Below are 25,898 nucleotides of genomic sequence, written 5' to 3'. Positions count from 1 at the left end.
TGGCCTCTGTTTAAGGTCAGATGTGTCAAATTATAGATATTGCTGAATTAAATTCATATTTGTTGTACTGAGTTTATATTGGAAAACAGGGCGTCCAATTGTCCCGTATGCCATTTCGACATCAACTACTTCGATGTCCTCAAGGAATTTCAAGTATTTTCTAATAGAGACTTGAGAGATTTCTGTATGATTCGCTAGGTCTTCGGTCGTGAAAGCCTGATGACCGAATGATTGAATACTTGTCCAGATGAGTTTGAGTGTGCTTTTGGTCAGGCCTTTTGGCAGAAGGACTTTTTCCGTCTCTGCTTTTTTATGAAAGAGTTTCGCATCTAAATCATTTTGCGAGATGCTGTTCATCGTTTGGTACAAGGCGTGTTTTCGTTTATATTCTGAGAGCGCTGATTGGAAACGTTCAAATTCAAACGGCTTGATCAAATAATCAACAGCCCCGTTTCGCATCGTTTGCTGGACCACGTCGACTTCATTGGCAGCTGAAATGACAATGACATCAACCGAATGATTTTGTTTGCGAATTTCTGATAATAATGCCAGGCCATTTTGTCCAGGCATATAAATATCGAGCAGTACAAGGTGAATGGCTCCTGTTTTTAAGATGTCCAGTGCCTGCTGAAAAGAGGTGGCAATCCCTTTTAATTCAAAGCCTTCGATTTGGGTTAGGTAGCGTTTGTTCAGCTCCCCAACCATTGGATCGTCTTCTACTATTAACACATTAATCATGTGAATCCTCCTTTTGTTTATACGGAATGCGGAGACTAAAGGTCGTTCCTTCTCCTTTTTCACTCGTGACAATCAGATGACCGTTCAATTTTTTGATGCTTTGATCAACGAAGTAGAGGCCGAATCCTCTGTCTTCTCCTTTAGTTGAAAAGCCTTGATCAAACATGATGTCTTGTTCTTCTTTTGTGAGACCAACACCCGTGTCTGTAATTTCAATATGAAGCTGCTCCTGAACGTATCGGAATGAGATCGAGATGTTTTTCGTCTCAGTATGAGAAACAGCATCGAGTGCGTTATTTAACAGGTTGCCAATGACGGTTATGAGATCATGGGTCACTGCCGGGTCCTCTGAATTTGGGACTTGTGTGTTGCATATGACTTCTAAGGTCGCGCCTTGTTCCCTGATATAGCTTTGTTTTCCTAGTAAAAATCCTGCTAAAACAGAGTTTTTCACATGGTTGATGATTTCATTTGTTTCCGTTTGCTGATAGATTGCAATATCTTTGATATAAGTGCCAAGGTCATCGTAGTTTTTGAGCTGAACCAATCCTAAAATGACATGAAGCTTGTTCATAAATTCATGCGACTGGGCACGGAGGGCATTTGCATACATTTTGACTCCACTCAGCTGTTCAGCCAAGTGTTTGACTTCTGTTTTGTCACGGAAGGTGGCGATTGCCCCAACAATCTCGCCCTTTACCGTAATCGGGACTTCGTTAAAGACGAGCTCCAGTCCGTTCATTCTCACGTCGCGGTCAAGCAGCGGCTTGCGTGTTTCAATGACTTGCTTTAGGCCGCTTGAAGGGAGGAGCACCTGAACATCTTGTTCTCTAGGATCAACCATAATGCCCATATTATGAAAGAGCCGTTTCGCTTCAGCATTGGCGAGCTTGATTTTACCGTGCTGATCGACGGCAAGAATCCCTTCTTTTGTTGATTCTAGCATGGCGCTTCGTTCTTTTAATAATGTAGCAATCTCATCTGGCTCTAGTCCAAACATAATTTTCTTCACTTTTCGTGCCACAATGAGTGCTCCGATGATACCAGAAAGAAGACTGAGCGATATGACGAAGTAGAGTGGAAGTAAGCTTTGGTGAATAATCAAGTCAATTTCCTTTAACGTAATCCCTACTGCCACAGCCCCGAGCTGCTTCCCATTTTGATCATAAACCGGAACAAACGCACGCATGGATCTGCCAAGTGTTCCAGAAGCCGTACTAATATGCTCTTTACCCTGTAATGCTAGTTTTTCATCACCGCCAGCAAACCGCTTCCCGATCTTCTGCGGATTTGGATGAGTTTTGCGAATGCCGTTCATATCCATCACGACAACGAATTCAGTTTTGGTGATTCGCTGAACACTTGTTGTATATTGACGCAGTGCAGAGTATGAATGCTTTTCTAATGATTTCGCCGTGATCGGTGCCTCTGCGACCATTTTGGCAGTGGAGAGGGCGATATCACGTTCCTGCTGATGAATGTTCTTAGCTGTTTCTGACCAGATCGTAAAGAAAGTGATACAAAGGGAGATCAGGACAACGATACAAACAAAAATCGTCAGTCGTGTTTGCAATCTTAATGTTTTTTTCACGAGTATACCCCTAACGCACGATTTTTTCGTAATAGTAATACTTTAACGGGAAAATGTAAGTTTGTGAAGGAATGTACGTGCAAAATCACAAATTTGATTTTGCTGCCAGTTTACTTTGAAAGCATCTTGTCAATCCGTTTTAAGTGAGCCATAATAAATGTGAGCTTATGAGAAAGGATCTATTTATGAAAAATACATATTTGACTGGATATTTTCCGCTGATTTCGATTTTACTATTCAGCTCTGCTTTTTCGATTTTCACGGTAGGGATTACGACTGATTTCTTGACTCAAGCAGGTATTTTAAAAGGAATGCTGGAATTCTTCTCGGAACAGGGCATCCGGCTTGCTCTTTTTGCTGCTTTTGCACTTGTTTATTTCATGATTTTATCTGCCTTGAAACTGATTGCAGATACGGTGTTAGAGTTGGCGCTACTCTTTTTCGCGAAAGATCCTGAAGGAGAGAACTTAAAGAAAATTCGGATTGCATCCGTTGTTTATTTATTTGCCAGCTTGCTTGCATTTCTGCTGACGCAGCAGCTGATTCTGCTTGTCGGACTATTTGTTTTAGCAGGTCTTGTCTATTTTATCTGGGTTGTGGTCCGCATTTATCAATCGCTTTCCATGCTGAATTTAATTGGATTTATGATGTTTATTTTGCTGTTTTGGGCCACGTTTTTAATCGGCATTTTGTACTTATTTATTAAGCTTTATAATAGTGTTATGGCTAGTCTGCCTTCATAAACAGACAAAGAAAGCATCCTCCACTATCGGAGGATGCTTTTTTTATGATAGAAACCGTTTTTGAATATCCGGTGTAGGTATCATACAAGATGTTTTTTGACCGAACCATTTGTAGCGATTTTTCGCTATCCGCTCATAAAACCAATCACGGATAGGGCGCGGAATGGCAAGGAATAAATAACTCCATCTGTAGATCCCTTTTAAATGCCGCGTGGCTTTTAAGATGCCTGTCGACTTCGTATAAAGGGTGCCTTTTTCAATATAAATGAATGAATTAAACTCATCTAAAGGCAAACCGTTTTCTTTTAAAATGCGCTGCCCTGTCTCTGATTGTAATGAAGCAAACATCATTCGCTCATTTGGATCACGCTTAATCACAAACTGAACAGCGCCGCTGCACACGTTGCAGACACCATCAAATAAAATCAAATGGGGTGGATGTGTTGAATGCATTGCAATCAAACCTCCTGTTTATCTGGCGTATTGCATCGTATTCTTCCAAATACGTAAGTGCGGACTTGAGCTGTAAATAGATTCAACCGTTCCTCTATCTCTTCCAACCCATACACCCATTGTATATTGATCTGTCAGTCCAACAAACCAAATGTCTTTGTAGTCATTGGATGTCCCTGTTTTACCACCAATGTAAGGGGAACTGAAATTCGCTTTTTTCCCTGTTCCGCTTTTTACAACGGAGGCGAGCAGTTTACGCATGGTGTCATTTGTCCGCTGAGAATACACTTGCTTCGGTGACTCTTTCCACTTGTAAAGGGTTTTACCGTTTAAGTCTGTCACCTTTGTGATCGAATGATTTTGCGTGTAAGCACCTTGGTTGCCAAAGACGGTATACGCATCTGTTATTTCTAGCGGCGAGAAGCCCTTCGTAAATCCGCCAAGTGCAGAAGGCAGGCGATAATCATCCGCTACGATATGTTCGAATGAGAATTTCTCTAAGTAGCTAAAGCCCTTTTTGACACCAACTGTATCCAGCATTCGGATCGCAGGTGTATTGTAAGAGTTCTTAAAGGCTGTTTCAAGTGTGACGGTTCCATACGTTTTATGATTATAGTTCTGCGGACAGTATCCGCTGCTACAAAACTTGCCGGCACTAATTTTGCTTGAAGCTGTTGCACCGGTTTGGTCGATGTAAGGACCATAGTCTAAAAGCGGCTTAATCGCAGAACCAGGCTGTCTTTGCGCTTGATAGGCGTAGTTGAAATCAAACTTTTTATAGTTCTTCCCGCCAGCAAGTGCAACAATTTGATGTGTTTCATGATGAATGACCGCTGATCCGCCTTCTACACCTTGGTAAGGTAGTTGCGCATTGAGCTGATAGACGGCTCGCTGCTGTAAGGAAGGATCAAGTGCCGTATAAATTTTGACACCATCCTGAAGCAGAGCACTAACCTTTTCAGATAATTCTTTTTGAATGGCTTTTTTTGCTCCATCTGTTTTGGCCTTCTTCAAGCGTTTTGTAAAGCCTTCCTGATCTGACACAAGATCGGTAAATTCCTCATTGGCATATGTCACATAGTCAGGGTAAAGGTTTTTCTTTTCACTCAAGGACAGGCTGATTTTTTGTTTGACGGCTTTTTTGTATTGCTTTTTGGTGATGACGCCGTCTTTCTTTAAAATACCTAGCAGCCGTTCTTGGCGTTTCTTTGTGTGTTTGAATTGCTTCAATGGGTCATACAGTGTTGGGTTGTTTGGAATCGCAGAGATAAATGCCATCTGTGCAAGCGTTAAAGAACTAAGCGGCTTATCAAAATAGTAATTAGCCGCAGAACCGACACCGTAAACACCATTACTGAAATAAATCGTATTTAGATAGCTTTCGAGAATTTCATCTTTCGAGAATTTCCGCTCTAATTCATAGGAATAGAGCAGTTCTGTAAACTTTCGGGTGAACGAACGTTCATGGCTTAAATATAAATTACGAGATAATTGCTGTGTGATCGTACTTGCGCCTTGGCTAATGCCATGGTTTTTCACATTTGAGGCAAGGGCACGAACAACTCCCATAAAGTCAATGCCTTTATGGTCATAAAAGTTACGGTCCTCTGAGCGGAGGAACAGCTCCTTCACATGATCAGGAATTTTATCATACGTGACGAACACTCGGTTTTCATCGTTTGATACGATCTCAGAGATGAGAGAACCATCCCGGTCATACATATAACTGTTTTGGGAAAAATCTATCTTTTCCAGCTTGATTTTTTGATCAAGCACTTCGTTCACAGGCTTCACACTTGCAGCTTCTTCCTTTGATAGATAAAAAGTCAGAACAAATAATGGAATGAGGGCAGCAAGTAATAACCAACCAATCATTGCACGAAACATGAGGTCACTCACTTTCTTCAATTTTCTAGCCATATCGTACCATTCTTTTGCGAATACGAGAAGGTTATTTTTAGAAAAGAATGGGCTTGAAGTCTAGTGAATAAGGCTTCTACACAAGAAAAAAGAGTATCTGATGTTGGATCAGACACTCCTTTCTTTTGCCTTGGACTGTGAGCGGACTGCCCATAAAAATAATGCGCCAAATAGAAAAATGCCGGCGGTGACATAAAAGACAGCTGGAATCCCGTAATGACTCGCCACAATGCCGCCAATCACCGGACCGACAACATTCCCAAGAAAGCGGAAGCTGACATTGTATCCAAGCACTTCCCCTTGCATAGAGGCAGGTGCTTTGATCCGAATATACGCCGTCGTACACGGAATAATTCCGCCAAGTGCCATCCCGTATAGAAAGCGGAAAAGTACTAACATCGCATAGGAATCCGCCATTGCTTGCGGGATGAATAAAATAGAGGAGAGGATGAGAAGGGCAAGCAGCACCTTGTCGTGACCAATTCGATCTCCGAGATCTCCCCATTTTCGTGTAAAGAGCAGGTTGCCAAGTCCAGTTGCAGAGAACGCAAGACCTGCATAAAATGCGAGATTAACAGGACCGTGTAAATCATGAATGTATAAAGCCAAAAGTGGCTGAATGCTAAAGTTCCCTACTTGTGTAATAAACGTTAAAAGCATCGTGACGACAAGCAAAGGCTGTTTGAAAATATGAACGAGCACATCCTTCCGTGAGTAAGAAACGCGCCTCGCTTCTTTTGAACGGATGGGATGTTCTTTCACTCCGAAAATAATCACAATTGCTGACGCATAAATGACAGCCGCTGTGAGGAAAAACGTGTAAATAAATCCGACGCTGTCTGCCATGAATCCGCCCATTAATGGACCAAACAATCCTCCGGCAACATTACTCATCTGCATCGTACCAAGGGTTTTACCGGCAGTTGCCTTTTCCGTCTGTGCAGAGATGAGTGCCATTGAAGTCGAGATAAAGCCTGTGACAAGCCCCATGAAGAGCCGCAGGGCGAATAGCTGATAAACGGTTTGCACAAGCCCCATTAATAGAATACTTGTTGCAATCCCAATTCCGTTAATGAGCAAAATCTTTTTATAGCCATGCCGGTCTCCAATCCGTCCCCAAATCGGAGAAATCAGAAAGGCCGTTAAAAACGTGACGCCAAAGACATAGCCGCTCCATCTTTGGACAAATTCATTTGAATAACTGCTATCAAGAGATTCTATGTAAAGTGATAAAAAAGGGACGATCATTGTAATGCTGGCAGATACAAAAAAGTTCACAAACCACATGATGTATAAGTTTTTCTTCCTGTTTGTGATAGAGACCACCTTCTTTATTTATTTCGTGTTCCTTAATAATTATAAAGGAAAATAAACGATCTTTCATCTGATGGATAGGTTGGGCATAGTGAATCTGCATTATTTTCAAGAAAATGAAGTGATTTCAAGGTCCGTCTTAATATAATGGTATCAGAATGAAAAACTGACGAAAAAGTGAGGTGAGACTGGTGGAACAGAAGACGGTGCTTGTGGTCGATTTTGAATTTACAATGCCTGATGGAAAGTATCATCCGCAAAATTTTTTTCCTGAAATTATTGAAGCTGGGGTAGTGAAAGCGGCAAGTGAAACGATCATAGACACATTCTCTAGCTACGTCAAACCGAAAAAGTTCCCGAAGCTGACGAAGCGCTGTAAATCGTTCCTCGGCATTACGCAGCAGGATGTAGAGAGCGGGATTTCCTTTGAGGCATTTATCGAGAAGCTTGTGTCGCTTGCTGGGGGAGAGGATTGTGAGATTATTACATGGGGCAATATGGACATGAAAGTGCTGAAGCAAAACTGTATGCTCAATCACATTGCCTTTCCTTTTAAGGGGAAGCAGAGGGACCTTGCCTTTGAATATAAAACTTTTTTTGGTGATCGCACACTGACAGGGCTTCGGAAAGCGGCGAAGGAATACGGCAGTGAAGGAGCTGGTAAGCATCATAAGGCACTAGATGATGCCATGACGACTTATCAGCTGCTAACCCTTTTTGAAAAAGACAGAGCCTATGTGGAAAATCCGCAAACAACCAAAATTGGTGAGCTGATTGATTTCTCACACTTTTTTGATTCGGCTGATTAGCGGGCGTCTTCTGGAAAATAATCTTTTTCGAGAGAAGATAGGCATGCTCTTGATTTTTCAGCCCATTTTGAATCATCCGCATGGAGCGCTTGTTTTAATTTTTCTACAGCTTCTTTTAGTGATACTTGATAATCTGGTATAACGCCATCAGAAGGCTTCACCATATGATGAGGGATATTCGTCTGTTCACGATAGGCCAAAGCCCGTCTTTCTTGGAAAAAAGGCACGTCTGCTTCTTTTGGGTGATGCAGGTCGCCTTGAGTGGGATGTGTCAGAACGGCTTTTACTTGAACGAGATAGGCCGATGGTTTCACTGCTGTCACTTCCCCAACGTAAACACCTGTTTTATAAAATCCTTTCACAACTTGTCCAATTTGAATGTCTGTCATGTGAAATTCCTCCATTTCCTTCTCGTAGGAAGGTATTTCATTTCTTTTAGCCAATATAGTGAAGTAAACGAGCAAAAGGGGGAATGGCGAATGCTGTCGTTCATCGCACTCTTTCTACTGTATTTTCCTGAAGATAAAAGGGAGTACATCCCAGCGGCAATCACCACGGTGATTTTCTTTATGGCTGCATTTATTTGCTTTCGTCTGATCGTTCGTGCGTCTAAGAAGCAGGAGCGGATAGATGAAAAAAAGACAAAAAAAATGGAGTGATCATTTTCTTCTTGTATCTTCAGGAAACTTCACGGTAACGGTTGTACCAGACTGAAGCGAGCTTTTGAAACGAATGGTGCCATGGTGATTTTCAATGATAGAAAATGTCACGGTCAGCCCAAGTCCAGTCCCTTTATTTTTCAAGGTGTAATAGGGTTCGCCAAGCTTTTTCATTTGGTTTTCTGTCATTCCTACACCGTTATCTACGAAATAAATGCATATTTTATGATTTTCTTTTGAAGCAAAAAGTTCAATTTTCCCTTCGTGTTCTGGGGCTGCTTCAATCGCATTTTTAATTAAATTAATCATGACTTGCTTGATCTTCGTTTCATCACCTTGAATGTATAAGTCTGGTTCAATGGATTGATGAATCGTGACCGATTTGAAATTCGCATAGGATGTCATCAGTGATGCACATTCCTCGAGTAATTTAGATAGGTTGAGAGATTCAATTTGATAATAATTTTGTTTCGCAATGTCAAGATAACTCGTAATAATATCCTGCGCCCTGTCTAACTCGGACAGAACGAGATTTTTATAATCTTTATTGGTTGACGTCTCTTTTGTATTGTCACTAGAAAAGAGCAATTGGATAAAGCCCCTCACCACTGTCAGCGGATTGCGTACTTCATGGGCAACGCTTGCAGCGAGTTCACTTACAATGGTCAGCTTTTCTGATTGGACGAGCTGTGTTCTCATTTGCGCATTTTCTTTCACGAATTCAATGGAATAGATACTTAGCACGAGAAAGAATATGTAGTAAAGAGTTGAGAAAAATAACTCAAGTAACTTCTGCTGCATAATAAATGCCGGGCTGTATTCCATTAAGCTGACCGCAAATAGTCCAATGTAAATAAAGAATCCTTTGGATAAACCGATAAGCACTCCATACATCAGCTTTTTCAGCTTCGGATATTGACGCCATTTCCGGTAGAACAGAAATGGGATGAAAAAGTAAATCGGTACGACAATGAGTCCAACCCATAAAAAAGAGCCATACATCACGAATTTGACCATGGAACTTATCAAGATGGCGACGATCCCAGCTGTGTAGCCTCCGTATAAAATGGCAAGTACAAGAGGGATGGATTGAAGGCCAGTCTGCAAGTCTAAAATCGAACCAACTGGATACATAATACATAGTGCTGAAGAGATGGATGCGAATACTGTGATGAGCAGTTTATTCGTTTTTGGGAAATGAGCAGGGGTCCGGCTTAGCCATAGCGCATGATATAAAAAGATTGGAAATAGAATAAAAGATACATGGAGCAGAAAATCCTTGAACATTTCCATTTAAATGCTCTCCTCGTAAATAATAGTAATTCCTCTCATTATATCATTTCATGTACAAAGTAGATATGATAAAAGGAGGGTTTTTTTCTTTAAAAAGAACACCCGTGAGGATGTTCTTTCGATCATATAGGCCTTATTCAGATGATTGCGTAAACGCTTGATGAAGGCGTTTCAATCCTTCTTTGACTGTTGAAGCAGGACAGCCGAGATTCATCCGAATAAAGCCGTCTCCTTCGAGTCCGTACACGTGACCAAGCTCTAGGATCACTTTGCCCTTTTTTAGCAAATTGCGTTTCAATTCCGCTTGACTGAATTGATAATCCCGAATGTCTAGCCACAATAAATAAGAAGCATCTGGTTTCATATAACGCATGTTTGGAAGATGTTCGTCCATATAGTCCATTGCCATTTTCATATTGTTTTCGAGATAAAGAACAAGTGCATCAAGCCACTCATCCCCATGGCGGTATGCTGCTTCCATCGCAGGGATCGCAAAAGCATTCAGTTTGGCCAGTCCGTTTCTTTGCATTTCATTGTTGAAAAGGGTTCTTTTTTCTTCATCGGAAATGATAATGGCAGATGCTTGGAGGCCAGCTAAATTAAATGTTTTACTTGGTGCAATGCAAGTCACTGTGATATGTGCTATGTCGTCAGAAAGACTAGCAAATGGCACATGCGGCTTTCCGTATAGCATCAAATCAGAATGAATCTCATCTGAAACGACTGTGACACCGTGCTTGATACAGAGGTCTCCTACTCGCTTTAACTCTTCTTTTGACCACGCTCTTCCGGAAGGATTATGCGGATGACAGAGGAACATGAGCTTCGCTTCTGGTCTGCTTAATTTTTTCTCTAAATCATCAAAATCCATGACATAGCGGTTGTTTTCTATTTTTAAAGGATTGGTTGAGACTGTTCGTCCATTTCGTTCAATCATTTGATAAAAAGGAGTATACACAGGGGACTGTATGATGACTTCGTCACTTGGTTCTGTATAGGCTTGGACTGCAAAACTAAGTGCCGTGACAATCCCAGGTGTGAAGGTGACAGCTTCTGTCTGGATCGACCATCCATGCCTTCTTTTGAGCCATTCAGCTACTGCCTGCTGCGTATCCTGATCTTGAAAAGCATAGCCAAATACACCGTGATCCAATCGCTTTTTTAATGCATCAAGGACGACCTGCGGCGCTTTAAAATCCATATCGGCTACCCACATTGGCAGCGCATCTGTTGTAAGGAATAAAGACTCTGCTTGATCCCATTTCACTGATTTTGAACCTTTACGTATGATCTGTTCGTCGAAATTCATGAAACCCACCTCTAGCCGTTTTTCAACCATTGTTGGTTGTGCTAAAATAAACATCACAAAATTTATTATAAGCGGTGATACCGATGAAAGATAGTCAAGCTGTAGAAGAGATGATTCAACTCATTAAGGCATGGGACCCTTTTCAATATGGGGAGGACTTTTATGAAACGGAGCCTGCTGACGTCATCAGTGCATTATACGACGCAGAAGACTCTTTATCTTTAGCAAAAGACATTCAAGCCATTTATCATCACTCATTTGAGCAGCTCCTGCCTTTTGAGAGCTGTCAACATATAGCGAATCAGCTTTTCGTCATACGAGACAGCAGCTCCTGCACACGCTAAGACAGGCTGAAATGTCCGATTTGATCAGACACAAAGACCGGATTTTCTTCAGGAACGAGGTGCCCGGTTTTTTTTAATGCGTGCAAGGTCGAGTTTGGCAGATCCTTGTGCAGCCTCTCTCCTATTTGGATGGGAACGATTCGATCTTCCTCACCCCAAATGAGCAGCACGGGTGTCTCCATTTTCTTTAGGACATCCGAGGTCAAATCCCCTTCCCGGTGCCGAATCAAGCGGAAAATCCCTCGGAAAATTTGATCATCAGAAAAAGGCTTTAAATATCCATCCACCATCTCTTGATCAATGATGGAATGATCATGCACAACAGCCGTTAAATTTTTCATGATGCCTTGCTTCAAGAGCTTTCTTTTAAGATAGAGATAAAAATAAGGAATATATGTGCTGTAAACAACTGATCTCTTTGATTTATTTAAATATCCTGAGCTGCACAAAAGGACCGCCTTTTCAAATAGGTCTGGCCGTTCAGATGCGGCATATAAAGCAATTTGGCCGCCCATCGAATGACCCACAAGGATCGCATGCTGAATCTGTAAGTAACCAGCTAGCTCGATAATGATCTTTGCCATGTTGCGATAGCTGTAAATAAACGTATTCGACTTCTCGGACTGTCCAAATGGCGGCAGATCGATCGCGATTAAATTGAAGTCTTGTTTCAGAAGCGGGATGAGCTTTCGATAGCTGAAGATAGAAGAGAAAAGACCATGAATTAAGATCAATGTTTTCTTCCCCTGATTTGGATAGTGCTCGTAATAGATGTCTAAACCGAATTTACTTTTCATATAAGCTGGATGAACAATGTCCATACTCATCACTCCGATACTTGATACTCTCTCTGTTAGGTGACTGTATTGTACCCTAAAAAGTGGATCTTAAGCTATGGTTAGCATCTTTTCCCTGCTTAGCATAATGGGAAAAACGTGCTATAATGTTCAGAAGATTTTTTAAAACTAGCTTTTTACAATCTGAGGTGTGAAATCAAATGAAATTAACAGAAAAAGAAACTGAAATATTAGAGATTTTAGATGAAAACAGCCGTGCCGATTTAAATACAATTGCAAAAATGGCAGGCGTGACAACAGAAGAAGCAGAAGCGATTATTCAAAAACTTGAAGATCAAAAAGTCATTATTGATTACTCAACCATGATTGACTGGCGTAAAGTAGATGGTCACGAAGGCGTCACAGCAATGATTGATGTCAAAGTGACACCAAAAAGAGGCGTCGGATTTGATGAAATTGCTGAACGTATTTACCGCTTTCAGGAAGTGGAGTCTGTCTATCTCATGTCAGGTGTTTACGATCTATCTGTTGTGATCCGCGGAAGATCTATGTCTGATATTGCCCGCTTCGTGTCTGAAAAATTATCGACACTTGATTCCGTTGTTTCAACAACTACCCACTTTATTTTGAAGAGATATAAACATGATGGGAAAGTGTTTGAAACAGGAGACGATGACAAAAGAATCGTGGTGTCACCTTAAATGAAAAAGTCTTATTTATCTGAAACGGTGCAAAGCATTCAGCCGTCAGGTATTCGGAAATTCTTTGATTTGGCAGCCACAATGGAGGGGGTCATTTCCCTTGGTGTTGGCGAGCCAGATTTCGTGACAGCTTGGAATGTCAGAGAAGCAAGTATTATGTCATTAGAACAAGGGCTTACCTCTTATACGGCGAATGCAGGGTTATTATCTTTGCGAAAAGAATTGAGCAACTATTTATATAAGCGGTTTTACATTGACTACAGTCCTGAAGAAGAACTGATTATCACAGTTGGCGGAAGCCAGGCACTTGATTTGGCGTTTCGTGCAATTTTAAACAGCGGGGATGAAGTGATCATTCCAGAGCCTTGTTTCGTAGCATATGGGGCCCTTACGACACTTGCGGGCGGAGTACCTGTTTATTTAAGTACATCGGCTGAAAAAGATTTCAAAGCAGATTCTGCGGATCTTCGCACGAAGCTGACGCCTAAGACAAAAGCGATTCTGCTTTGCTCACCATCAAATCCAACTGGCTCAGTCTATTCAAAGGAAGAGCTTGAAGATATTGCTCAATTTGCAAAAGAGCATGACCTTCTCATTATCACAGATGAGATTTACGCAGAGCTGACGTACGATGAAGCTTTTACAAGTGTGGCGGCAATTCAAGATATGAAGGAAAGAACGATCCTCATTTCAGGCTTTTCAAAAGGGTTTGCTATGACTGGCTGGCGCTTAGGATATGTGGCAGCACCACCTGTACTGCGCGATGCCATGTTGAAAATACACCAATATTCTATGATGTGTGCGCCCTCTATGGCACAATATGCAGCAGAAGAAGCCTTGAAAAATGGGCTTGAAGATGTAGAGAAAATGAAGAAAAGCTACAGAAGGCGGCGAAATTTGTTTGTCGGCTCTTTGAATGAACTAGGGCTCACATGTCACCAGCCAAACGGCGCATTTTACGCTTTCCCGTCCATTAAAACGACGGGCATGACGTCAGAACAATTTGCTGAGGAGCTGCTCCTAAGTGAAAAAGTAGCCGTAGTCCCTGGTAATGTCTTCGGACCGAGTGGTGAAGGTCATATTCGTTGTTCATATGCTTCGTCTCTTGACCATCTTCAGGAATCACTTTCAAGAATCCAGCGCTTTTTGCAGGAACGACAAGTGAAAGAAGAAGCACCTGCCATCATCAAATAAAAAAAGGCATCAATCCATTAGGACTCATGCCTCTCAAATTAGGGGGGAATACTAGAAAGCATTCTTGTTTTCAGGTATTCCCCCTTTTGAACTGATCTAAACCCAATTAAAAAATATTTTGCGTAAAAGACCGTTCTATGATATAGTTTTTAATTGCGTATAAACGAATATTAAAACATTTATTTAGGAGTTGTTATCATGGCGACAAAGTTTGAAGTAGGCAGTGTTTACACTGGTAAAGTAACAGGATTACAAGCGTATGGTGCGTTTGTTGCATTAGATGAAGAAACTCAAGGACTTGTGCATATTTCTGAAGTAACACATGGTTTCGTAAAAGACATCAACGAGCATCTTTCAATTGGTGACGAAGTTCAAGTGAAAGTTCTTTCTGTTGATGAAAAAGCTGGTAAAATCAGCCTTTCTATCCGTGCTACACAAGAAGCACCTGAAAGAAAAGAAAGCAAACCAAAGAAACAAAGACCACAGCAAGTGAAAGAAGAAGCTGCTACACCACAAGGTTTCAATACGCTTAAAGATAAACTTGAAGAGTGGATTGAGCAGTCTAACCGTAAAGACTTAATCAAGAAATAAAAAAAGCACCGCTTCAAACGGTGCCTTTGGCTGCCTCGTATAGGCGGCCTTTTTTATGTCTTTTTGTTTAGCGAACCTCTGGATTCGGCTCGTCACGGCGAACAGCTTCTTCGCTTGGCTTGAACAATAGACCAAGGTTAACAAGACCTGCAATTCCAACAAGACCATAAATAATACGTGATAATGCAGAGCCTTGTCCGCCAAAGATCGCTGCTACTAAGTCAAATTGAAAAAAGCCGATTAGTCCCCAGTTAATAGCACCGATAATCGTGAGCACGAGGGCAATACGCTGAATAGCACTCATCGTGATTCCTCCTTTCGCTACAGCATCAATACATTTATATTTTGCAGATTTTTAGCCAAACTATGCGTAAGAAAATGGATTAAAGCAAATTACTTTACTTTTGGAATGATTGAGGCGCATAATGTAGCGCGAGGAGGAGATCAAATGGATCGATTTACTTATTGGAACCCAACGAAATTAATATTTGGAAAGGGAGAAGTTTCAGCCCTTTCAGATGAACTCAAACACTACGGAAAAAACGTATTACTTGTATATGGTGGAGGCAGTATTAAACGAAACGGCCTTTATGACCAAGTTGTCAGCATCCTAAAAGAATCAGGAGCTGCAATCACTGAACTTGCTGGTGTTGAGCCAAACCCGCGCTTAACAACGGTAAGAAAAGGGGTTGAGCTTTGCAAAGAGAACAACGTTGACTTTATTTTGGCAGTTGGTGGCGGCAGTGTTATTGATGCAACGAAAGCGATCGCAGCCGGAGCCAAGTACGATGGAGATGCTTGGGATATCGTGACGCGTAAGCATGTCCCAATGGAAGCAATTCCGTTCGGTACGGTGTTAACCCTTGCTGCAACAGGTTCTGAAATGAACTCTGGATCAGTGATCACAAACTGGGAAACAAATGAGAAATATGGCTGGGGAAGTCCAGCAGTTTTCCCTAAATTCTCTATTCTTGATCCAGTGAACACATTCACTGTACCAAAAAACCATACGATTTATGGCATGGTTGATATGATGTCTCACGTGTTCGAACAATATTTCCATCACACGGAAAATACACCTTACCAAGACCGGATGTGTGAAGGGCTTCTTCGTACAGTCATTGAAACAGCACCGAAGCTGATCAACGATCTAGAGAACTATGAGCTGCGTGAAACGATCTTATTCACTGGGACCATTGCGCTCAATGGTATGCTGTCAATGGGAGCACGCGGTGACTGGGCATCTCACAACATCGAGCATGCGGTATCTGCTGTCTATGATATCCCTCATGCAGGCGGACTTGCGATCTTGTTCCCGAACTGGATGAAGCATGTCATTCAGGAAAACCCAGGCCGCTTTAAACAATTAGCAGTACGCGTATTTGATGTGGATCCTGCGGGCAGAACAGACGAAGAAGTCGGCTTAGAAGGAATCGACAAATTGTCAGCTTTCTGGACAAGCCTTGGCGCACCGAACCGTTTAGCGGACTATGATATCAACGATGAGAAAATTGATTTAATCGCAGATCGTGCAATGGCACGCGGTGAATTTGGTCAATTTAAAAAGCTAAACAAAGAAGATGTTCTAGCTATTTTGAATGCTTCTTTATAATCAAACAATGAAAAGATAATTGCTTTCGAGCAGTTATCTTTTTTTGAGTTCGACGTGTACATATGTTAAAGTAGTCTTTCATGTTTTTGGATATATACGCTGTAAGGAGATGTATCAACAGATGGAAAATTTTATTTATTATAATCCAACGAAATTAATGTTTGGAAAAGGACAACTAGACGGACTAAAAAGCGAACTCGCTCGTTATGGAAAACGAGTGTTACTTGTATATGGTGGAGGCAGCATTAAGAAAAATGGTCTTTATGATAATGTGATCAGCGCGTTAAATGAAGCAGAAGCTGACGTATTTGAGTTGTCAGGTGTTGAACCAAACCCGCGCCTCACCACAGTGAAAAAAGGAATCGACATCTGCCAAAATGAAAAAATTGATTTCTTATTAGCTGTTGGCGGCGGCAGTGTGATCGACTGTACAAAAGCGATTGCAGCCGGAGCGGAATATGACGGAGATGTGTGGGACATTATCTCAAAGAAAACAACCGCTCAAAAAGCATTGCCGTTTGGCACAGTGCTCACACTTGCGGCAACTGGTTCAGAAATGAATCCAGACTCTGTCATCACAAACTGGGAAACAAATGAAAAATATGTGTGGGGCAGTTCAGTCACTCATCCTGCTTTTTCAATTTTAGACCCTGAGCATACTTATTCAGTGCCAGAAAACCAGACGGTGTACGGCATGGTCGATATGATGAGCCACGTCTTCGAACAATACTTCCATAATGTCAAAAACACGCCTTTACAGGATCGAATGTGTTTTGCTGTTCTTCAAACAGTCATCGAGACAGCACCAAAACTGCTTGAAGACTTACAAAACTATGAGCACCGTGAAACGATCCTTTACGCAGGAACGATCGCTTTAAATGGCACGCTGCAAATGGGTTACTTTGGCGACTGGGCGTCCCATACGATTGAGCATGCAGTATCGGCTGTCTATGACATTCCGCATGCAGGCGGACTTGCGATCCTCTTCCCAAATTGGATGCGTCATACACTCGATCACAATGTGGAGCGCTTTAAAAATCTCATGCTGAACATGTTTGACATCGAGACAGAAGGAAAATCTGATCGTGATATCGCATTAGAAGGTATCGACAAGCTGTCAACATTCTGGACAAGCCTCGGTGCACCAAGCCGTCTAGCCGATTATGACATTGGTGAAGATCAGCTGGACAAAATTGCCGACATTGCGGCGAAAGAAATGGAATACGGTGGTTTTGGTAACTTTATGAAACTTGGTCGTGATGACATTCTTTCTATTTTGAAAGCTTCTTTATAATCCTGCTTGCCGTTTCTCTCTATGAGAAACGGCTTTTTGCTATCGGAGTGACGATCACTTGATTTCAATAGCTAGTTCCGCTAAAGTGAAAGGGACAGAACTAACGTAATGGAGGGCTTACAAGCGATGACACATATTCAATTTGACTACTCAAAAGCGTTACCTTTCTTTCAAGAACATGAGCTTACATATTTAAAAGATTTTGTGAAGGTGGCCCATCATAATATTCATGAACAAACGGGTACAGGCAGTGATTATTTAGGCTGGGTTGACTTGCCGAAGCAATATGATCGCGAAGAATTTGCCCGCATTAAAAAAAGTGCAGATAAAATTAAGTCAGACTCTGATGTCTTGCTTGTTGTCGGAATCGGCGGTTCGTATCTCGGCGCACGTGCGGCGATTGAATTTTTGAACCACTCTTTCTATAACACGCTACCAAAAGGCAAACGCAAGACGCCGCAAATCATCTTTATTGGAAACAACATCAGTTCTTCTTATTTAACAGATGTGATGGATCTATTGGAAGACGCAGATTTCTCTATTAACGTCATTTCAAAATCTGGTACAACAACAGAGCCAGCGATTGCGTTCCGCATCTTTAAAAAGCTCCTCATTGAAAAATACGGTGCCGAAGAAGCGAAAAAACGTATTTATGCAACAACTGATAAGGCACGCGGTGCATTGAAAACATTAGCAACAGAAGAAGGCTACGAATCATTTATCATCCCTGATGATGTAGGTGGACGCTATTCAGTCTTAACAGCAGTAGGTCTATTGCCAATCGCAGTGAGCGGTGCAGACATTGATCAGATGATGGAAGGTGCGGCAAAAGCAAGCGAAGACTTCGCTTCATCTGAGCTTTCTGAGAATGCGGCATACCAATATGCTGTCGTCCGTAATGTCCTTTACAATAAAGGCAGAACGATTGAAATGCTGATTAACTATGAGCCAGGACTGCAATACTTTGCAGAATGGTGGAAACAATTATTCGGTGAAAGTGAAGGGAAAGATGAAAAAGGAATCTACCCTTCATCTGCGAACTTCTCAACAGATCTTCATTCACTTGGTCAATATGTTCAAGAAGGAAGAAGAGACTTGTTTGAAACAATCGTTAATGTAGACAAGCCTCGTCATGAGCTTGTCATCGAAGCAGAAGAACAAGACCTTGATGGCTTGAACTATCTAGCAGGAAAAACGGTTGATTTTGTTAATAAAAAAGCATTTGAAGGAACGATGCTTGCTCATACAGATGGAAAAGTACCGAATCTGATCGTCACAATTCCTGAGATGGATGCTTATACATTCGGATATCTCGTTTACTTCTTTGAGAAAGCATGCGCAATGTCTGGATATCTACTAGGCGTCAATCCATTCGACCAGCCTGGCGTAGAAGCTTATAAAGTGAATATGTTTGCTTTATTAGGAAAACCAGGCTTCGAAGAGAAAAAAGCTGAGCTTGAAAGCCGACTGAAACAATCGTAAGAATGGGAAATAAACCTTTTTCAGCGTGATAGAAAACCTTTGAAGTCTAGGAAGGGCAGCTACTTTTGCGGAGCGAATTGAACATTCGTGAGCACCAGCGCGCAGACCTGACAACGAATGCGAGGGTTTGTCTACACGCTGAAGCACACCTTTGAAGGGTGTGCCTTTTTTATTTTCTCACGGTTCCTGTGCAAGCCTCCTTACGCTCTGTACATAGAATAATGAGCAGAGGAGGGTGAAACATGAGAACGAATCATATTTACATTCACGATATTTCTGGCCAGGCAATCGTCAACTTTGGCAATGTCGGACGCATTTGTCCTATGAGTGCTACGAAGGAAACATCAGGTTCCGTCAGTGCGAACGAGACGAATCAATCATCCAATCAAAGCTTATTTGATGCCACTTTTTCAAACAATGTACAAATCACGAGAGATAGATGTATGAATTCTTCTCTTTAACGAAACCTATTAGACAAAAGGAGGGTTTCGTATGATTCATGTACCATCCAGGCTGCCTGGTGAAAGCTTTTCACTTTACCATTTAGAAGAGACAATGAAGCCGCTCGGTTATGTGATTAATGGTAACTGGGATTACGATCACGGATACTTTGATTATAAAATTGATAATCGTGATGGCTATACTTTTCTCAGAGTTCCTTTTACAGCCGAAAAGGGCCAGCTGGATCAGCCAGGCGTTGTGGTGAAACTTGGAGATCCATTTCTCTTAAAGCATGTCTATCAAGATAAGTTAGATGATCATGCGATGGTTGGAAATGTGGGAGCATCCTTTAACCAATTCCAAGAACCAAAAGAGAAAGATGGAGATGTATCAAAAGCTTATACTGAGATTGGCTTTTCGCTCGTCAAGGAATTAGAAGACGCACTGCTTTAAAGGCTGATTAGTTCATCCTCTGGATGAAGCTCATAATCAAAGGGAGGATTCATCATGGGTCCTTCTTTTTTTTGTACACCGACAATGATCACATGATGCTCTAAAAAATGATGGAGCGCTGTTAAGAATGTTTCTCCGGCTAACGAAGCTGGAACCGGTATGATGGTGATCTGTTTATGCAAGGTTATATGTCGTTTTTTCTTTAACGCTTTGAACTGTTCCTTTAAAAGAAAATGCTCGACCATTAAATGATTGACTGCATCAGAGGTATGAATGACTTGATTGGCGCCAGCCCGCTCGGCATTTTTCACGTAACGATCTGTTAAAATTTCAATTAAACAGTATAGAGAAGGGTTTAATCCTTTTGCTGCAAGTAATGTTAAAACACTCTGCATATCAGCTGTCACTTCATTCTCGTGCTGATCTGCGGTAATCATCAGTGCATCTGCACCTGAAATATTGGCTTTGCGAAGTGTGCCATCTTCGGTGCCATGTCCTTTAATAAAATGAACATTCTCTAAAAGCGGCCCTTCCTTCAAGGAGTCATCAATCAGCACAATCGGCATAGCTGGATCAATTGTTTGAAACGACTGAAGCAGTTTGTTCGTTTTCTCATTCCAGCCGACGATAATGAGATGTCCTTTTCCTTTAAAGGCGACCTTTCCTTCTACATAATGGTGCTGCTTGCTGAACACAGCGGCGGCAAGTGTGGCGAAATAAGCCGTGACAAAGCTTGCCCCGATCAGAATCAGCGCCATACCTGCGATTTGTCCGGGCATGGTTTGCGGCACAAAATCACCGTAGCCGACCGTCGCGACTGTAATGAGGGCCCACCAGATCCCATCAAAGATCGTATGATACTGCTTCGGTTCAAGTAAAACGATTAATTGTCCAAAAAAAAGAAGCAAGAAACAGATGATGATGGCAATTCGAAGATACAGTGGCCACCTTAGCCAAGCGATAAAGATACGATTTGATTTCATTGGACTCTTCCTTTCAGGAAACTGCTAATGTCAGTATGCCCGATTGAGGAAACATTTTTTCATCTTCGTCATGTAGATCCCATATCTTAAAATAAGAGAGAAGAAGGAGGAAATGCGAATGTCGTTCGTTCAAAAGACCGTACTTCTTTTTATCGGCGCTCACTTTTTATCATCAGCTATGATCTTACTTGTGTTTGACTTAAATGCGGTGAATCATTTTATGAATGATTTTTCATGGCTGCACTTTTTTCAAAACCTATACGGAACGGTGACCTTTTATACAGCATGCTTAGGTGTGTTCTTCTTTTTCATTGGCGTGGTGATCCCCCTTAAAAAGACCTAGTGCTTTTTTCTGTACACGTTACATAAAAGTCATTAAAATTGTAAATAAATATATAAAATAAAAAGGAAGCTGATGAGCATGCTGTTTTTTTATTTTTTAACTTTTGCCGCATTGGGATTATCATTTTGGGCACAATTTAAAGTAAAGAATAATTTTGAAAAGTATTCAAAGGTTGAAGCATCCAGTATGAAAACAGGTGCGGAAACCGCTCGACATATTTTAGATCGCAACGGGTTATACGACGTGCCTGTTGAACAGGTAAGAGGAACTTTGACTGATCATTACGACCCGACGCAGCGTGTGGTTCGCTTATCTGAACCTGTGTACTACGGCCATTCCATTTCGGCCATTTCAGTCGCATCACACGAGGTTGGACATGCCTTGCAGCATCAGGAATCCTATGGTGCGCTTGTCTTGAGACATAAGATCTTTCCTGTCGTGAACTTTGCATCTGGTGTTGCCCCGCTTCTTTTCCTTGGTGGAATCTTACTTGGCAGCCTTAACTTAATCGGGCTTGGGATCATTTTGTTCTCAGCGGCTGTGTTCTTTCAGCTTGTGACATTGCCTGTCGAGTTTAATGCAAGTTCTCGTGCGAAAGATATCATTGTTTCAGAAGGAATCATTAGAAGCAGTGAAGAAAGAGGCGTGAACAAGGTGTTAAATGCTGCCGCTCTTACGTACGTCGCAGCAGCCCTTGTCTCCTTGTTTGAATTGCTCCGTTTTGTAATGATCTTCCTAAATGGCCGTAATGATTAATTGATGCCAGAGGAGGTGAGCCCTTACCATTGTTAGGTAAGGGTTTTTTTGTATATTTTAAACGTATTTTTAGTCATATTACTCATTGCTGCGACAGCATTTTTTGTTGTCACTGAATTTGCGATTGTGAAAATTAGAGGCTCTAAAATCAATCAACTGATTGAGAGCGGAGATAAGAGAGCCATTCACGTACAAAAGCTTATATCAAATCTCGACGAATATTTATCCGCCTGTCAACTCGGCATTACCATTACCGCTTTAGGCTTAGGGTGGCTGGGCGAACCGACTGTGGAGCATTTTCTGCATCCACTGTTTGAGGATTTGGGGCTTCATTCCGCATTAACCGACATCCTATCGTTTATCATCGCATTTGTGATCATTACGTTTTTACATGTCGTTGTGGGAGAACTGGCGCCTAAAACGATTGCCATTCAAAAGGCAGAGGCGGTCAGCCTTGTGACAGCAAAGCCACTCATCTTTTTCTATAAAGTCATGTACCCGTTTATTAAAGCATTAAATGGATCTGCGCGAGGCATTGTGAAATTATTCGGTTTTCATTCTGTCAAAGAACATGAAGTGGCGATCAGTGAGGAAGAATTGCGTCTCATTTTATCTGAAAGCTATGAAAAGGGTGAGATTAACCAATCTGAGTACAAATATGTGAATAAAATTTTTGAATTTGATAACCGAGTGGCGAGAGAGATCATGATTCCTCGTACAGAAATTTCAGCCATAGAGATTGAACAGACGCTTGAAGACGTGACACATTATATGCTGAACGAAAGATACACACGCTACCCCGTCATTAAAGAAGACAAAGATCATGTGATTGGTGTCATCAATAGCAAAGATGTGTTTAAGGCGAGTTTCCTGAATCAAGATGTGACGATTAAAGACTTAATGCGTCCTGTGATACGGGTGATTGAAAGTACGCCTGTTCAAGAATTGCTCATTTTGATGCAAAAGGAACGAATTCATATGTCAGTGCTCGTAGACGAATATGGAGGAACAGCCGGGCTTGTTACAGTAGAGGACATATTAGAGGAAATCGTGGGCGAAATTCGTGATGAATATGATCAAGATGAAACACCTCATATCGTCAAAAAAGGTGACTTCCATTATGTAATGGATGGGAAAGCCTTGATTGATGAAGTGAATGATTTATTGGATTTAGCTATAGAGAATGATGATGTTGATACAATTGCTGGCTGGATGATGACACATAAATTTGATATTGAGATTGGAGATACGATTGAAGCAGAAGGCTGTGAATTTACCATCATAGATGCGGAAGACCATCATATTCGGACCATTGACATCAAAAAGGTCCACTTTTCCTAAAAACCTCGTAACACTTGACGAGGTTTTTTCACTTGGTAAACTTTAGGTGGGAGAATACCTTCCACCGATAAACAGTGATTGATTTCACATAAAAAGGGTATGGTTTTATAGAAATAACAAAAGGGAGCCGCTCATATGAAAAAAATCAATGTACAAACAGACAGACGCGATGAGATGATCGACGTGACGAACGAGGTCCATCAATATATTAAGGAAACAGGTATTCAAAACGGAACCGTCATCGTCTACTGTCCTCATACGACAGCAGGGATGACCATTAATGAAAATGCGGACCCAGATGTGAAACGAGATATGCTCCGCCGGCTTGACGAAATCTTTCCGTGGGAACATCCGAAGGACCGCCATATGGAAGGAAATACAGCCGCACATATGAAAGCGAGCTATATGGGTGCCTCGCAGCATGTTCTCATCCATCATGGTGATCTTGTCCTTGGCACATGGCAGGGAATCTATTTCTGTGAGTTTGACGGGCCGAGACATCGCCATTTTTATATACAGGTATCATCAAACGAGTAAGAGATGGGGGAAATAAATGGGGGATATCACGAAATTACTGCAAATCAAATATGGGATGATCCAAGCGCCAATGGCAGGAGGTGCCGTGACACCTCAGCTGGCAGCCGCTGTTTCGCAATGCGGAGGACTTGGCAGTTTGGCAAGTGGATATGTGCAGCCTGACCATTTGAGGCAGCAGATCAAACAGGTCAAACAGCTGACAACGGGCCTGTTTCAGGTCAATGTATTTGTACCAGAGCCAATTTCTGAAGTCAAAAAAGAGGATGTGGCTTTTTGGGAGAAGAGATTGCCAGCAAGACCAGTAGCTTATAGTCTGCCGAGCGAAGAGGAATTGTGGCATGATTTTGAACAGAAAATTAATATTCTTTTGGAAGAAGACGTACCGGTCGTTTCCTTTACCTTCTCTTGTCCAAATGAACAAACGATACATCGCTTAAAACAAAAGGGGATCTTTTTGATCGGAACCGCCACAACAAAAGAGGAAGCACTGCTTTTAGAGGAAAAAGGGATGGATGCCATTGTTCTGCAAGGAAGTGAAGCAGGGGGTCACCGAGGTACCTTTTTACCTGCAAAAGGAGATGCCCTGATGGGACTCTTTAGCCTGATCTCTGATGTCAAGACGCTCTGTCATGTGCCATTGATCGCCGCAGGCGGGATTACAGATCGAACAGGTGTGGAAGCCGCTCTAGCGCTTGGAGCGGATGCGGTGCAAATCGGCACACGATTTTTAGCCAGTCAGGAAAGTGCTGCGGCAGACGTATACAAAAAGGCGATTTTACAGGCAGAAAGCAGTGAAACAAAGATCACAAGGCTTTTTTCTGGAAAAAGAGCAAGAGGTATTGTGAATCAGTGGATGGAGGAAGAAAGACAGAATGAAGATAGGGTTCTTCCTTATCCGGTTCAGCATGTATGGACGACACCGATGCGAAAAGCAGCAGCTGCTGCGGGAAACCCTGATCAAATGGCTCTTTGGGCGGGACAGGGCGTCGGTCGCATTCACTCGATTTTAACCGTTGAGGAGATCATGCATGAACTGACGCACATATAAAATCATGTTGGGTGGTGTGAAAGGGTGGACATCTTAAAACATTCATACCGAAAAAAAGGACAAATTGAATTTTGGTTTGATGAATTTCCGCACTCTCCTGCCGTCCTTACGCCCATTCGTCATTACTATTTTGTTCGTTATGTAAAATGGAGCCGGCACGATCCGCCGGTCACAAGAAAAGACTTAGAAAAAATGGAGCTCCTTGCGAACACGATGCTTGGCACGCTGCAAGATTATCGAAAGCGCAAGGCATACAACAGCCCCTTGTCATAACCACTAGACAAGAGGCTTTTTTTAGCTGCCAAACATTTGCCTGAGATAAATCACATCCATCCGAGTAGTCTGCGGCAATAGATAAGCAGATTGAACAGCACCTGGCCGCCTTCTCTTATTCAATTTATCGATAATTTCTGCCGCTGTTAAAATCCCTAGTCCATGTCCGTAATATTGATCTTCACCTAAGTAAATCACATTTTCCCCGCGCCACTGTGACTGCTGATAGCTAAACTCTGGATTCTCAAAATATAAGCAATCCCCATAGATAAAGTCATTCCCGCGCTCTGTATAAATCGACAATGTATCATAATGCCAGTCATACAGGGTTAGACTGCGAAGCCTTCGGTTAAACTTCTCGTCTCCTACCGTTTGCAAGACGCCCATATAAAACACGATGACAATGGCGGTGGCACATTCAAATGCATATTGTGAGCCATTTTCAAAAATGTCTTTAATGCCTCTAGATGGTTCGACTTGATAGCGCAGCTCTAATGCCCCTGCTTCAGATACGCGCCAAAAGGCGTCATTTGCACGAGACCTTTGAAAGATGGCAAATGAGGCACCACTTTTATGCAAATCTCTTGCAGCATTCATAATGTTCGATCTCAATGTGACCTCAAATAACAAATCAGATGCTTGCCTGTAGCGGAACGTATCATTTGAGGCTTGTAACTGCATCAAAATGATCCGCTTTTGTCCTTCTAGCTGAAATGAAGCCAGCTGCTCATTTGTCACTGGCTGTCCTGAAAGGATAATCATATGAAAAGCGCCCCCTTTTGTATTAGCGTATGCAGGGTGCTTGGGCAATGAATCAATTTGTGGAAATAAACAAAAAGGCATCCTTTTTATTAGAAAAACATGAAAATAATATGAAGA

30 protein-coding genes are annotated in these 25,898 nt (G+C 41.9%); 18 read left to right on the top strand and 12 right to left on the bottom strand.

Annotated features, from left to right (window positions below; all coding sequences use genetic code 11):
- Positions 1 to 30 precede the first annotated feature (30 nt).
- Both NST39_RS15230 and malK read right to left on the bottom strand, forming a co-directional pair.
- Positions 31 to 738: a response regulator gene (locus NST39_RS15230; RefSeq protein WP_341029093.1), complete on the bottom strand. Its 708-nt coding sequence runs from the start codon at positions 736 to 738 to the stop codon at positions 31 to 33.
- Positions 731 to 2,329, bottom strand: a complete 1,599-nt coding sequence (malK, locus tag NST39_RS15225; protein ID WP_341029092.1) for a malate sensor histidine kinase MalK — start codon at positions 2,327 to 2,329, stop codon at positions 731 to 733. The genes NST39_RS15230 and malK overlap by 8 nt, the downstream gene beginning before the upstream one ends.
- Positions 2,330 to 2,514: 185 nt before the next feature.
- Between malK and NST39_RS15220 the strand changes: the two genes are divergently transcribed.
- Positions 2,515 to 3,072, top strand: a complete 558-nt coding sequence (locus NST39_RS15220) for a YufK family protein (protein ID WP_044140810.1) — start codon at positions 2,515 to 2,517, stop codon at positions 3,070 to 3,072.
- A 42-nt stretch (positions 3,073 to 3,114) separates the two neighbouring features.
- On the opposite strand, the gene NST39_RS15215 is transcribed toward NST39_RS15220, so the two are convergent.
- The 3 genes from NST39_RS15215 to NST39_RS15205 form a co-directional block, all read right to left on the bottom strand.
- A complete protein-coding gene (locus NST39_RS15215; protein ID WP_106067615.1) occupies positions 3,115 to 3,525 on the bottom strand; it encodes a thiol-disulfide oxidoreductase DCC family protein in 411 nt (136 codons plus the stop codon).
- A gap of 18 nt (positions 3,526 to 3,543) precedes the next feature.
- Positions 3,544 to 5,445 carry a transglycosylase domain-containing protein gene (locus NST39_RS15210; protein ID WP_044140808.1) on the bottom strand — a complete coding sequence of 634 codons (1,902 nt, stop codon included), beginning with the start codon at positions 5,443 to 5,445 and terminating at the stop codon, positions 3,544 to 3,546.
- Between the two features lie 108 nt (positions 5,446 to 5,553).
- On the bottom strand, positions 5,554 to 6,732 hold the full coding sequence (locus NST39_RS15205) for an MFS transporter (RefSeq protein ID WP_044140807.1): 1,179 nt from the start codon (positions 6,730 to 6,732) through the stop codon (positions 5,554 to 5,556).
- 218 nt (positions 6,733 to 6,950) lie between these two features.
- Here NST39_RS15205 and kapD point away from each other — a divergent pair, with 218 nt between their 5' ends.
- Positions 6,951 to 7,568, top strand: coding sequence for a 3'-5' exonuclease KapD (gene kapD, locus NST39_RS15200; protein ID WP_341029089.1), 618 nt, complete (start codon positions 6,951 to 6,953; stop codon positions 7,566 to 7,568).
- Here kapD and NST39_RS15195 read toward each other — a convergent pair.
- Positions 7,565 to 7,957, bottom strand: a complete 393-nt coding sequence (locus tag NST39_RS15195; protein WP_341029087.1) for a kinase-associated lipoprotein B — start codon at positions 7,955 to 7,957, stop codon at positions 7,565 to 7,567. The genes kapD and NST39_RS15195 overlap by 4 nt on opposite strands.
- 90 nt (positions 7,958 to 8,047) lie before the next feature.
- Between NST39_RS15195 and NST39_RS15190 the strand changes: the two genes are divergently transcribed.
- Entirely contained in the window at positions 8,048 to 8,227 is a 180-nt protein-coding gene (locus NST39_RS15190; protein WP_044140804.1) for a hypothetical protein, read from the top strand.
- On the opposite strand, the gene NST39_RS15185 is transcribed toward NST39_RS15190, so the two are convergent.
- Both NST39_RS15185 and NST39_RS15180 read right to left on the bottom strand, forming a co-directional pair.
- On the bottom strand, positions 8,228 to 9,520 hold the full coding sequence (locus tag NST39_RS15185; RefSeq protein WP_341029084.1) for an ATP-binding protein: 1,293 nt from the start codon (positions 9,518 to 9,520) through the stop codon (positions 8,228 to 8,230). It lies immediately after the preceding gene.
- Positions 9,521 to 9,653: 133 nt separating this feature from the next.
- Positions 9,654 to 10,829 carry a MalY/PatB family protein gene (locus tag NST39_RS15180; RefSeq protein ID WP_341029082.1) on the bottom strand — a complete coding sequence of 392 codons (1,176 nt, stop codon included), beginning with the start codon at positions 10,827 to 10,829 and terminating at the stop codon, positions 9,654 to 9,656.
- A gap of 83 nt (positions 10,830 to 10,912) precedes the next feature.
- Here NST39_RS15180 and NST39_RS15175 point away from each other — a divergent pair, with 83 nt between their 5' ends.
- Entirely contained in the window at positions 10,913 to 11,173 is a 261-nt protein-coding gene (locus NST39_RS15175; RefSeq protein WP_003213422.1) for a YugE family protein, read from the top strand.
- Here NST39_RS15175 and NST39_RS15170 read toward each other — a convergent pair.
- The gene (locus NST39_RS15170) at positions 11,170 to 11,994 is read right to left on the bottom strand and encodes an alpha/beta fold hydrolase (RefSeq protein WP_341029080.1); all 825 of its coding nucleotides are present in this window, start codon (positions 11,992 to 11,994) and stop codon (positions 11,170 to 11,172) included. The genes NST39_RS15175 and NST39_RS15170 overlap by 4 nt on opposite strands.
- 176 nt (positions 11,995 to 12,170) lie before the next feature.
- Here NST39_RS15170 and NST39_RS15165 point away from each other — a divergent pair, with 176 nt between their 5' ends.
- From NST39_RS15165 to yugI, 3 genes are all read left to right on the top strand, one after another.
- On the top strand, positions 12,171 to 12,671 hold the full coding sequence (locus tag NST39_RS15165; protein ID WP_003213765.1) for an Lrp/AsnC family transcriptional regulator: 501 nt from the start codon (positions 12,171 to 12,173) through the stop codon (positions 12,669 to 12,671).
- Entirely contained in the window at positions 12,672 to 13,865 is a 1,194-nt protein-coding gene (locus NST39_RS15160) for an aminotransferase (RefSeq protein ID WP_113768022.1), read from the top strand.
- Positions 13,866 to 14,063: 198 nt separating this feature from the next.
- The gene (gene yugI / locus NST39_RS15155; protein ID WP_003213420.1) at positions 14,064 to 14,456 is read left to right on the top strand and encodes a S1 domain-containing post-transcriptional regulator GSP13; all 393 of its coding nucleotides are present in this window, start codon (positions 14,064 to 14,066) and stop codon (positions 14,454 to 14,456) included.
- Between the two features lie 67 nt (positions 14,457 to 14,523).
- On the opposite strand, the gene NST39_RS15150 is transcribed toward yugI, so the two are convergent.
- On the bottom strand, positions 14,524 to 14,760 hold the full coding sequence (locus NST39_RS15150) for a DUF378 domain-containing protein (RefSeq protein ID WP_003212952.1): 237 nt from the start codon (positions 14,758 to 14,760) through the stop codon (positions 14,524 to 14,526).
- A gap of 144 nt (positions 14,761 to 14,904) precedes the next feature.
- Here NST39_RS15150 and NST39_RS15145 point away from each other — a divergent pair, with 144 nt between their 5' ends.
- From NST39_RS15145 to NST39_RS15125, 5 genes are all read left to right on the top strand, one after another.
- Positions 14,905 to 16,068 (top strand): iron-containing alcohol dehydrogenase, encoded by a 1,164-nt coding sequence (locus NST39_RS15145; protein WP_341029078.1) that lies wholly within the window; start codon positions 14,905 to 14,907, stop codon positions 16,066 to 16,068.
- 121 nt (positions 16,069 to 16,189) lie between these two features.
- Positions 16,190 to 17,362 carry an iron-containing alcohol dehydrogenase gene (locus tag NST39_RS15140; protein WP_065099061.1) on the top strand — a complete coding sequence of 391 codons (1,173 nt, stop codon included), beginning with the start codon at positions 16,190 to 16,192 and terminating at the stop codon, positions 17,360 to 17,362.
- 126 nt (positions 17,363 to 17,488) lie between these two features.
- The gene (locus NST39_RS15135; RefSeq protein ID WP_012011080.1) at positions 17,489 to 18,844 is read left to right on the top strand and encodes a glucose-6-phosphate isomerase; all 1,356 of its coding nucleotides are present in this window, start codon (positions 17,489 to 17,491) and stop codon (positions 18,842 to 18,844) included.
- 242 nt (positions 18,845 to 19,086) lie between these two features.
- The gene (locus NST39_RS15130) at positions 19,087 to 19,305 is read left to right on the top strand and encodes a spore germination protein (RefSeq protein ID WP_341029077.1); all 219 of its coding nucleotides are present in this window, start codon (positions 19,087 to 19,089) and stop codon (positions 19,303 to 19,305) included.
- 31 nt (positions 19,306 to 19,336) lie between these two features.
- Positions 19,337 to 19,738, top strand: a complete 402-nt coding sequence (locus NST39_RS15125) for a YugN-like family protein (RefSeq protein ID WP_012011078.1) — start codon at positions 19,337 to 19,339, stop codon at positions 19,736 to 19,738.
- On the opposite strand, the gene NST39_RS15120 is transcribed toward NST39_RS15125, so the two are convergent.
- Positions 19,735 to 20,721 carry a potassium channel family protein gene (locus tag NST39_RS15120; RefSeq protein WP_341029076.1) on the bottom strand — a complete coding sequence of 329 codons (987 nt, stop codon included), beginning with the start codon at positions 20,719 to 20,721 and terminating at the stop codon, positions 19,735 to 19,737. The genes NST39_RS15125 and NST39_RS15120 overlap by 4 nt on opposite strands.
- Positions 20,722 to 20,839: 118 nt before the next feature.
- Between NST39_RS15120 and NST39_RS15115 the strand changes: the two genes are divergently transcribed.
- The 6 genes from NST39_RS15115 (at position 20,840) to NST39_RS15090 (ending at position 25,019) form a co-directional block, all read left to right on the top strand.
- The gene (locus tag NST39_RS15115; RefSeq protein WP_003213467.1) at positions 20,840 to 21,064 is read left to right on the top strand and encodes a hypothetical protein; all 225 of its coding nucleotides are present in this window, start codon (positions 20,840 to 20,842) and stop codon (positions 21,062 to 21,064) included.
- Between the two features lie 81 nt (positions 21,065 to 21,145).
- Complete coding sequence (locus tag NST39_RS15110; protein WP_341029979.1) at positions 21,146 to 21,820, top strand: zinc metallopeptidase; 675 nt, start codon at positions 21,146 to 21,148, stop codon at positions 21,818 to 21,820.
- Between the two features lie 48 nt (positions 21,821 to 21,868).
- Positions 21,869 to 23,161 (top strand): hemolysin family protein, encoded by a 1,293-nt coding sequence (locus NST39_RS15105; protein WP_341029075.1) that lies wholly within the window; start codon positions 21,869 to 21,871, stop codon positions 23,159 to 23,161.
- Between the two features lie 135 nt (positions 23,162 to 23,296).
- A complete protein-coding gene (locus NST39_RS15100) occupies positions 23,297 to 23,698 on the top strand; it encodes a secondary thiamine-phosphate synthase enzyme YjbQ (RefSeq protein ID WP_278176297.1) in 402 nt (133 codons plus the stop codon).
- Positions 23,699 to 23,714: 16 nt separating this feature from the next.
- The gene (locus NST39_RS15095) at positions 23,715 to 24,746 is read left to right on the top strand and encodes a nitronate monooxygenase (RefSeq protein ID WP_341029074.1); all 1,032 of its coding nucleotides are present in this window, start codon (positions 23,715 to 23,717) and stop codon (positions 24,744 to 24,746) included.
- A gap of 24 nt (positions 24,747 to 24,770) precedes the next feature.
- The gene (locus tag NST39_RS15090; RefSeq protein WP_278176293.1) at positions 24,771 to 25,019 is read left to right on the top strand and encodes a hypothetical protein; all 249 of its coding nucleotides are present in this window, start codon (positions 24,771 to 24,773) and stop codon (positions 25,017 to 25,019) included.
- Positions 25,020 to 25,040: 21 nt separating this feature from the next.
- On the opposite strand, the gene NST39_RS15085 is transcribed toward NST39_RS15090, so the two are convergent.
- The gene (locus NST39_RS15085) at positions 25,041 to 25,781 is read right to left on the bottom strand and encodes a protein-glutamine gamma-glutamyltransferase (RefSeq protein ID WP_044140789.1); all 741 of its coding nucleotides are present in this window, start codon (positions 25,779 to 25,781) and stop codon (positions 25,041 to 25,043) included.
- Between the last annotated feature and the right edge of the window lie 117 nt (positions 25,782 to 25,898).

Source organism: Bacillus sp. FSL W8-0645 (genome assembly GCF_038007905.1).
Taxonomy (GTDB): domain Bacteria; phylum Bacillota; class Bacilli; order Bacillales; family Bacillaceae; genus Bacillus; species Bacillus pumilus.
The sequence above is the reverse complement of the archived record's forward strand: the minus strand, read 5'-3'. Positions and strand labels throughout refer to the sequence as shown.

What these genes read in the sequence shown, in the direction of transcription:
- NST39_RS15230 (WP_341029093.1), bottom strand. Translation starts at nt 738, where the DNA reads ATGATTAATGTGTTAATAGTAGAAGACGATCCAATGGTTGGGGAGCTG.
- NST39_RS15220 (WP_044140810.1), top strand. Translation starts at nt 2,515, where the DNA reads ATGAAAAATACATATTTGACTGGATATTTTCCGCTGATTTCGATTTTA.
- NST39_RS15215 (WP_106067615.1), bottom strand. Translation starts at nt 3,525, where the DNA reads ATGCATTCAACACATCCACCCCATTTGATTTTATTTGATGGTGTCTGC.
- NST39_RS15210 (WP_044140808.1), bottom strand. Translation starts at nt 5,445, where the DNA reads ATGGCTAGAAAATTGAAGAAAGTGAGTGACCTCATGTTTCGTGCAATG.
- NST39_RS15205 (WP_044140807.1), bottom strand. Translation starts at nt 6,732, where the DNA reads ATGTGGTTTGTGAACTTTTTTGTATCTGCCAGCATTACAATGATCGTC.
- NST39_RS15195 (WP_341029087.1), bottom strand. Translation starts at nt 7,957, where the DNA reads ATGACAGACATTCAAATTGGACAAGTTGTGAAAGGATTTTATAAAACA.
- NST39_RS15190 (WP_044140804.1), top strand. Translation starts at nt 8,048, where the DNA reads ATGCTGTCGTTCATCGCACTCTTTCTACTGTATTTTCCTGAAGATAAA.
- NST39_RS15185 (WP_341029084.1), bottom strand. Translation starts at nt 9,520, where the DNA reads ATGGAAATGTTCAAGGATTTTCTGCTCCATGTATCTTTTATTCTATTT.
- NST39_RS15180 (WP_341029082.1), bottom strand. Translation starts at nt 10,829, where the DNA reads ATGAATTTCGACGAACAGATCATACGTAAAGGTTCAAAATCAGTGAAA.
- NST39_RS15175 (WP_003213422.1), top strand. Translation starts at nt 10,913, where the DNA reads ATGAAAGATAGTCAAGCTGTAGAAGAGATGATTCAACTCATTAAGGCA.
- NST39_RS15170 (WP_341029080.1), bottom strand. Translation starts at nt 11,994, where the DNA reads ATGGACATTGTTCATCCAGCTTATATGAAAAGTAAATTCGGTTTAGAC.
- NST39_RS15165 (WP_003213765.1), top strand. Translation starts at nt 12,171, where the DNA reads ATGAAATTAACAGAAAAAGAAACTGAAATATTAGAGATTTTAGATGAA.
- NST39_RS15160 (WP_113768022.1), top strand. Translation starts at nt 12,672, where the DNA reads ATGAAAAAGTCTTATTTATCTGAAACGGTGCAAAGCATTCAGCCGTCA.
- yugI (WP_003213420.1), top strand. Translation starts at nt 14,064, where the DNA reads ATGGCGACAAAGTTTGAAGTAGGCAGTGTTTACACTGGTAAAGTAACA.
- NST39_RS15150 (WP_003212952.1), bottom strand. Translation starts at nt 14,760, where the DNA reads ATGAGTGCTATTCAGCGTATTGCCCTCGTGCTCACGATTATCGGTGCT.
- NST39_RS15145 (WP_341029078.1), top strand. Translation starts at nt 14,905, where the DNA reads ATGGATCGATTTACTTATTGGAACCCAACGAAATTAATATTTGGAAAG.
- NST39_RS15140 (WP_065099061.1), top strand. Translation starts at nt 16,190, where the DNA reads ATGGAAAATTTTATTTATTATAATCCAACGAAATTAATGTTTGGAAAA.
- NST39_RS15135 (WP_012011080.1), top strand. Translation starts at nt 17,489, where the DNA reads ATGACACATATTCAATTTGACTACTCAAAAGCGTTACCTTTCTTTCAA.
- NST39_RS15130 (WP_341029077.1), top strand. Translation starts at nt 19,087, where the DNA reads ATGAGAACGAATCATATTTACATTCACGATATTTCTGGCCAGGCAATC.
- NST39_RS15125 (WP_012011078.1), top strand. Translation starts at nt 19,337, where the DNA reads ATGATTCATGTACCATCCAGGCTGCCTGGTGAAAGCTTTTCACTTTAC.
- NST39_RS15120 (WP_341029076.1), bottom strand. Translation starts at nt 20,721, where the DNA reads ATGAAATCAAATCGTATCTTTATCGCTTGGCTAAGGTGGCCACTGTAT.
- NST39_RS15115 (WP_003213467.1), top strand. Translation starts at nt 20,840, where the DNA reads ATGTCGTTCGTTCAAAAGACCGTACTTCTTTTTATCGGCGCTCACTTT.
- NST39_RS15100 (WP_278176297.1), top strand. Translation starts at nt 23,297, where the DNA reads ATGAAAAAAATCAATGTACAAACAGACAGACGCGATGAGATGATCGAC.
- NST39_RS15095 (WP_341029074.1), top strand. Translation starts at nt 23,715, where the DNA reads ATGGGGGATATCACGAAATTACTGCAAATCAAATATGGGATGATCCAA.
- NST39_RS15085 (WP_044140789.1), bottom strand. Translation starts at nt 25,781, where the DNA reads ATGATTATCCTTTCAGGACAGCCAGTGACAAATGAGCAGCTGGCTTCA.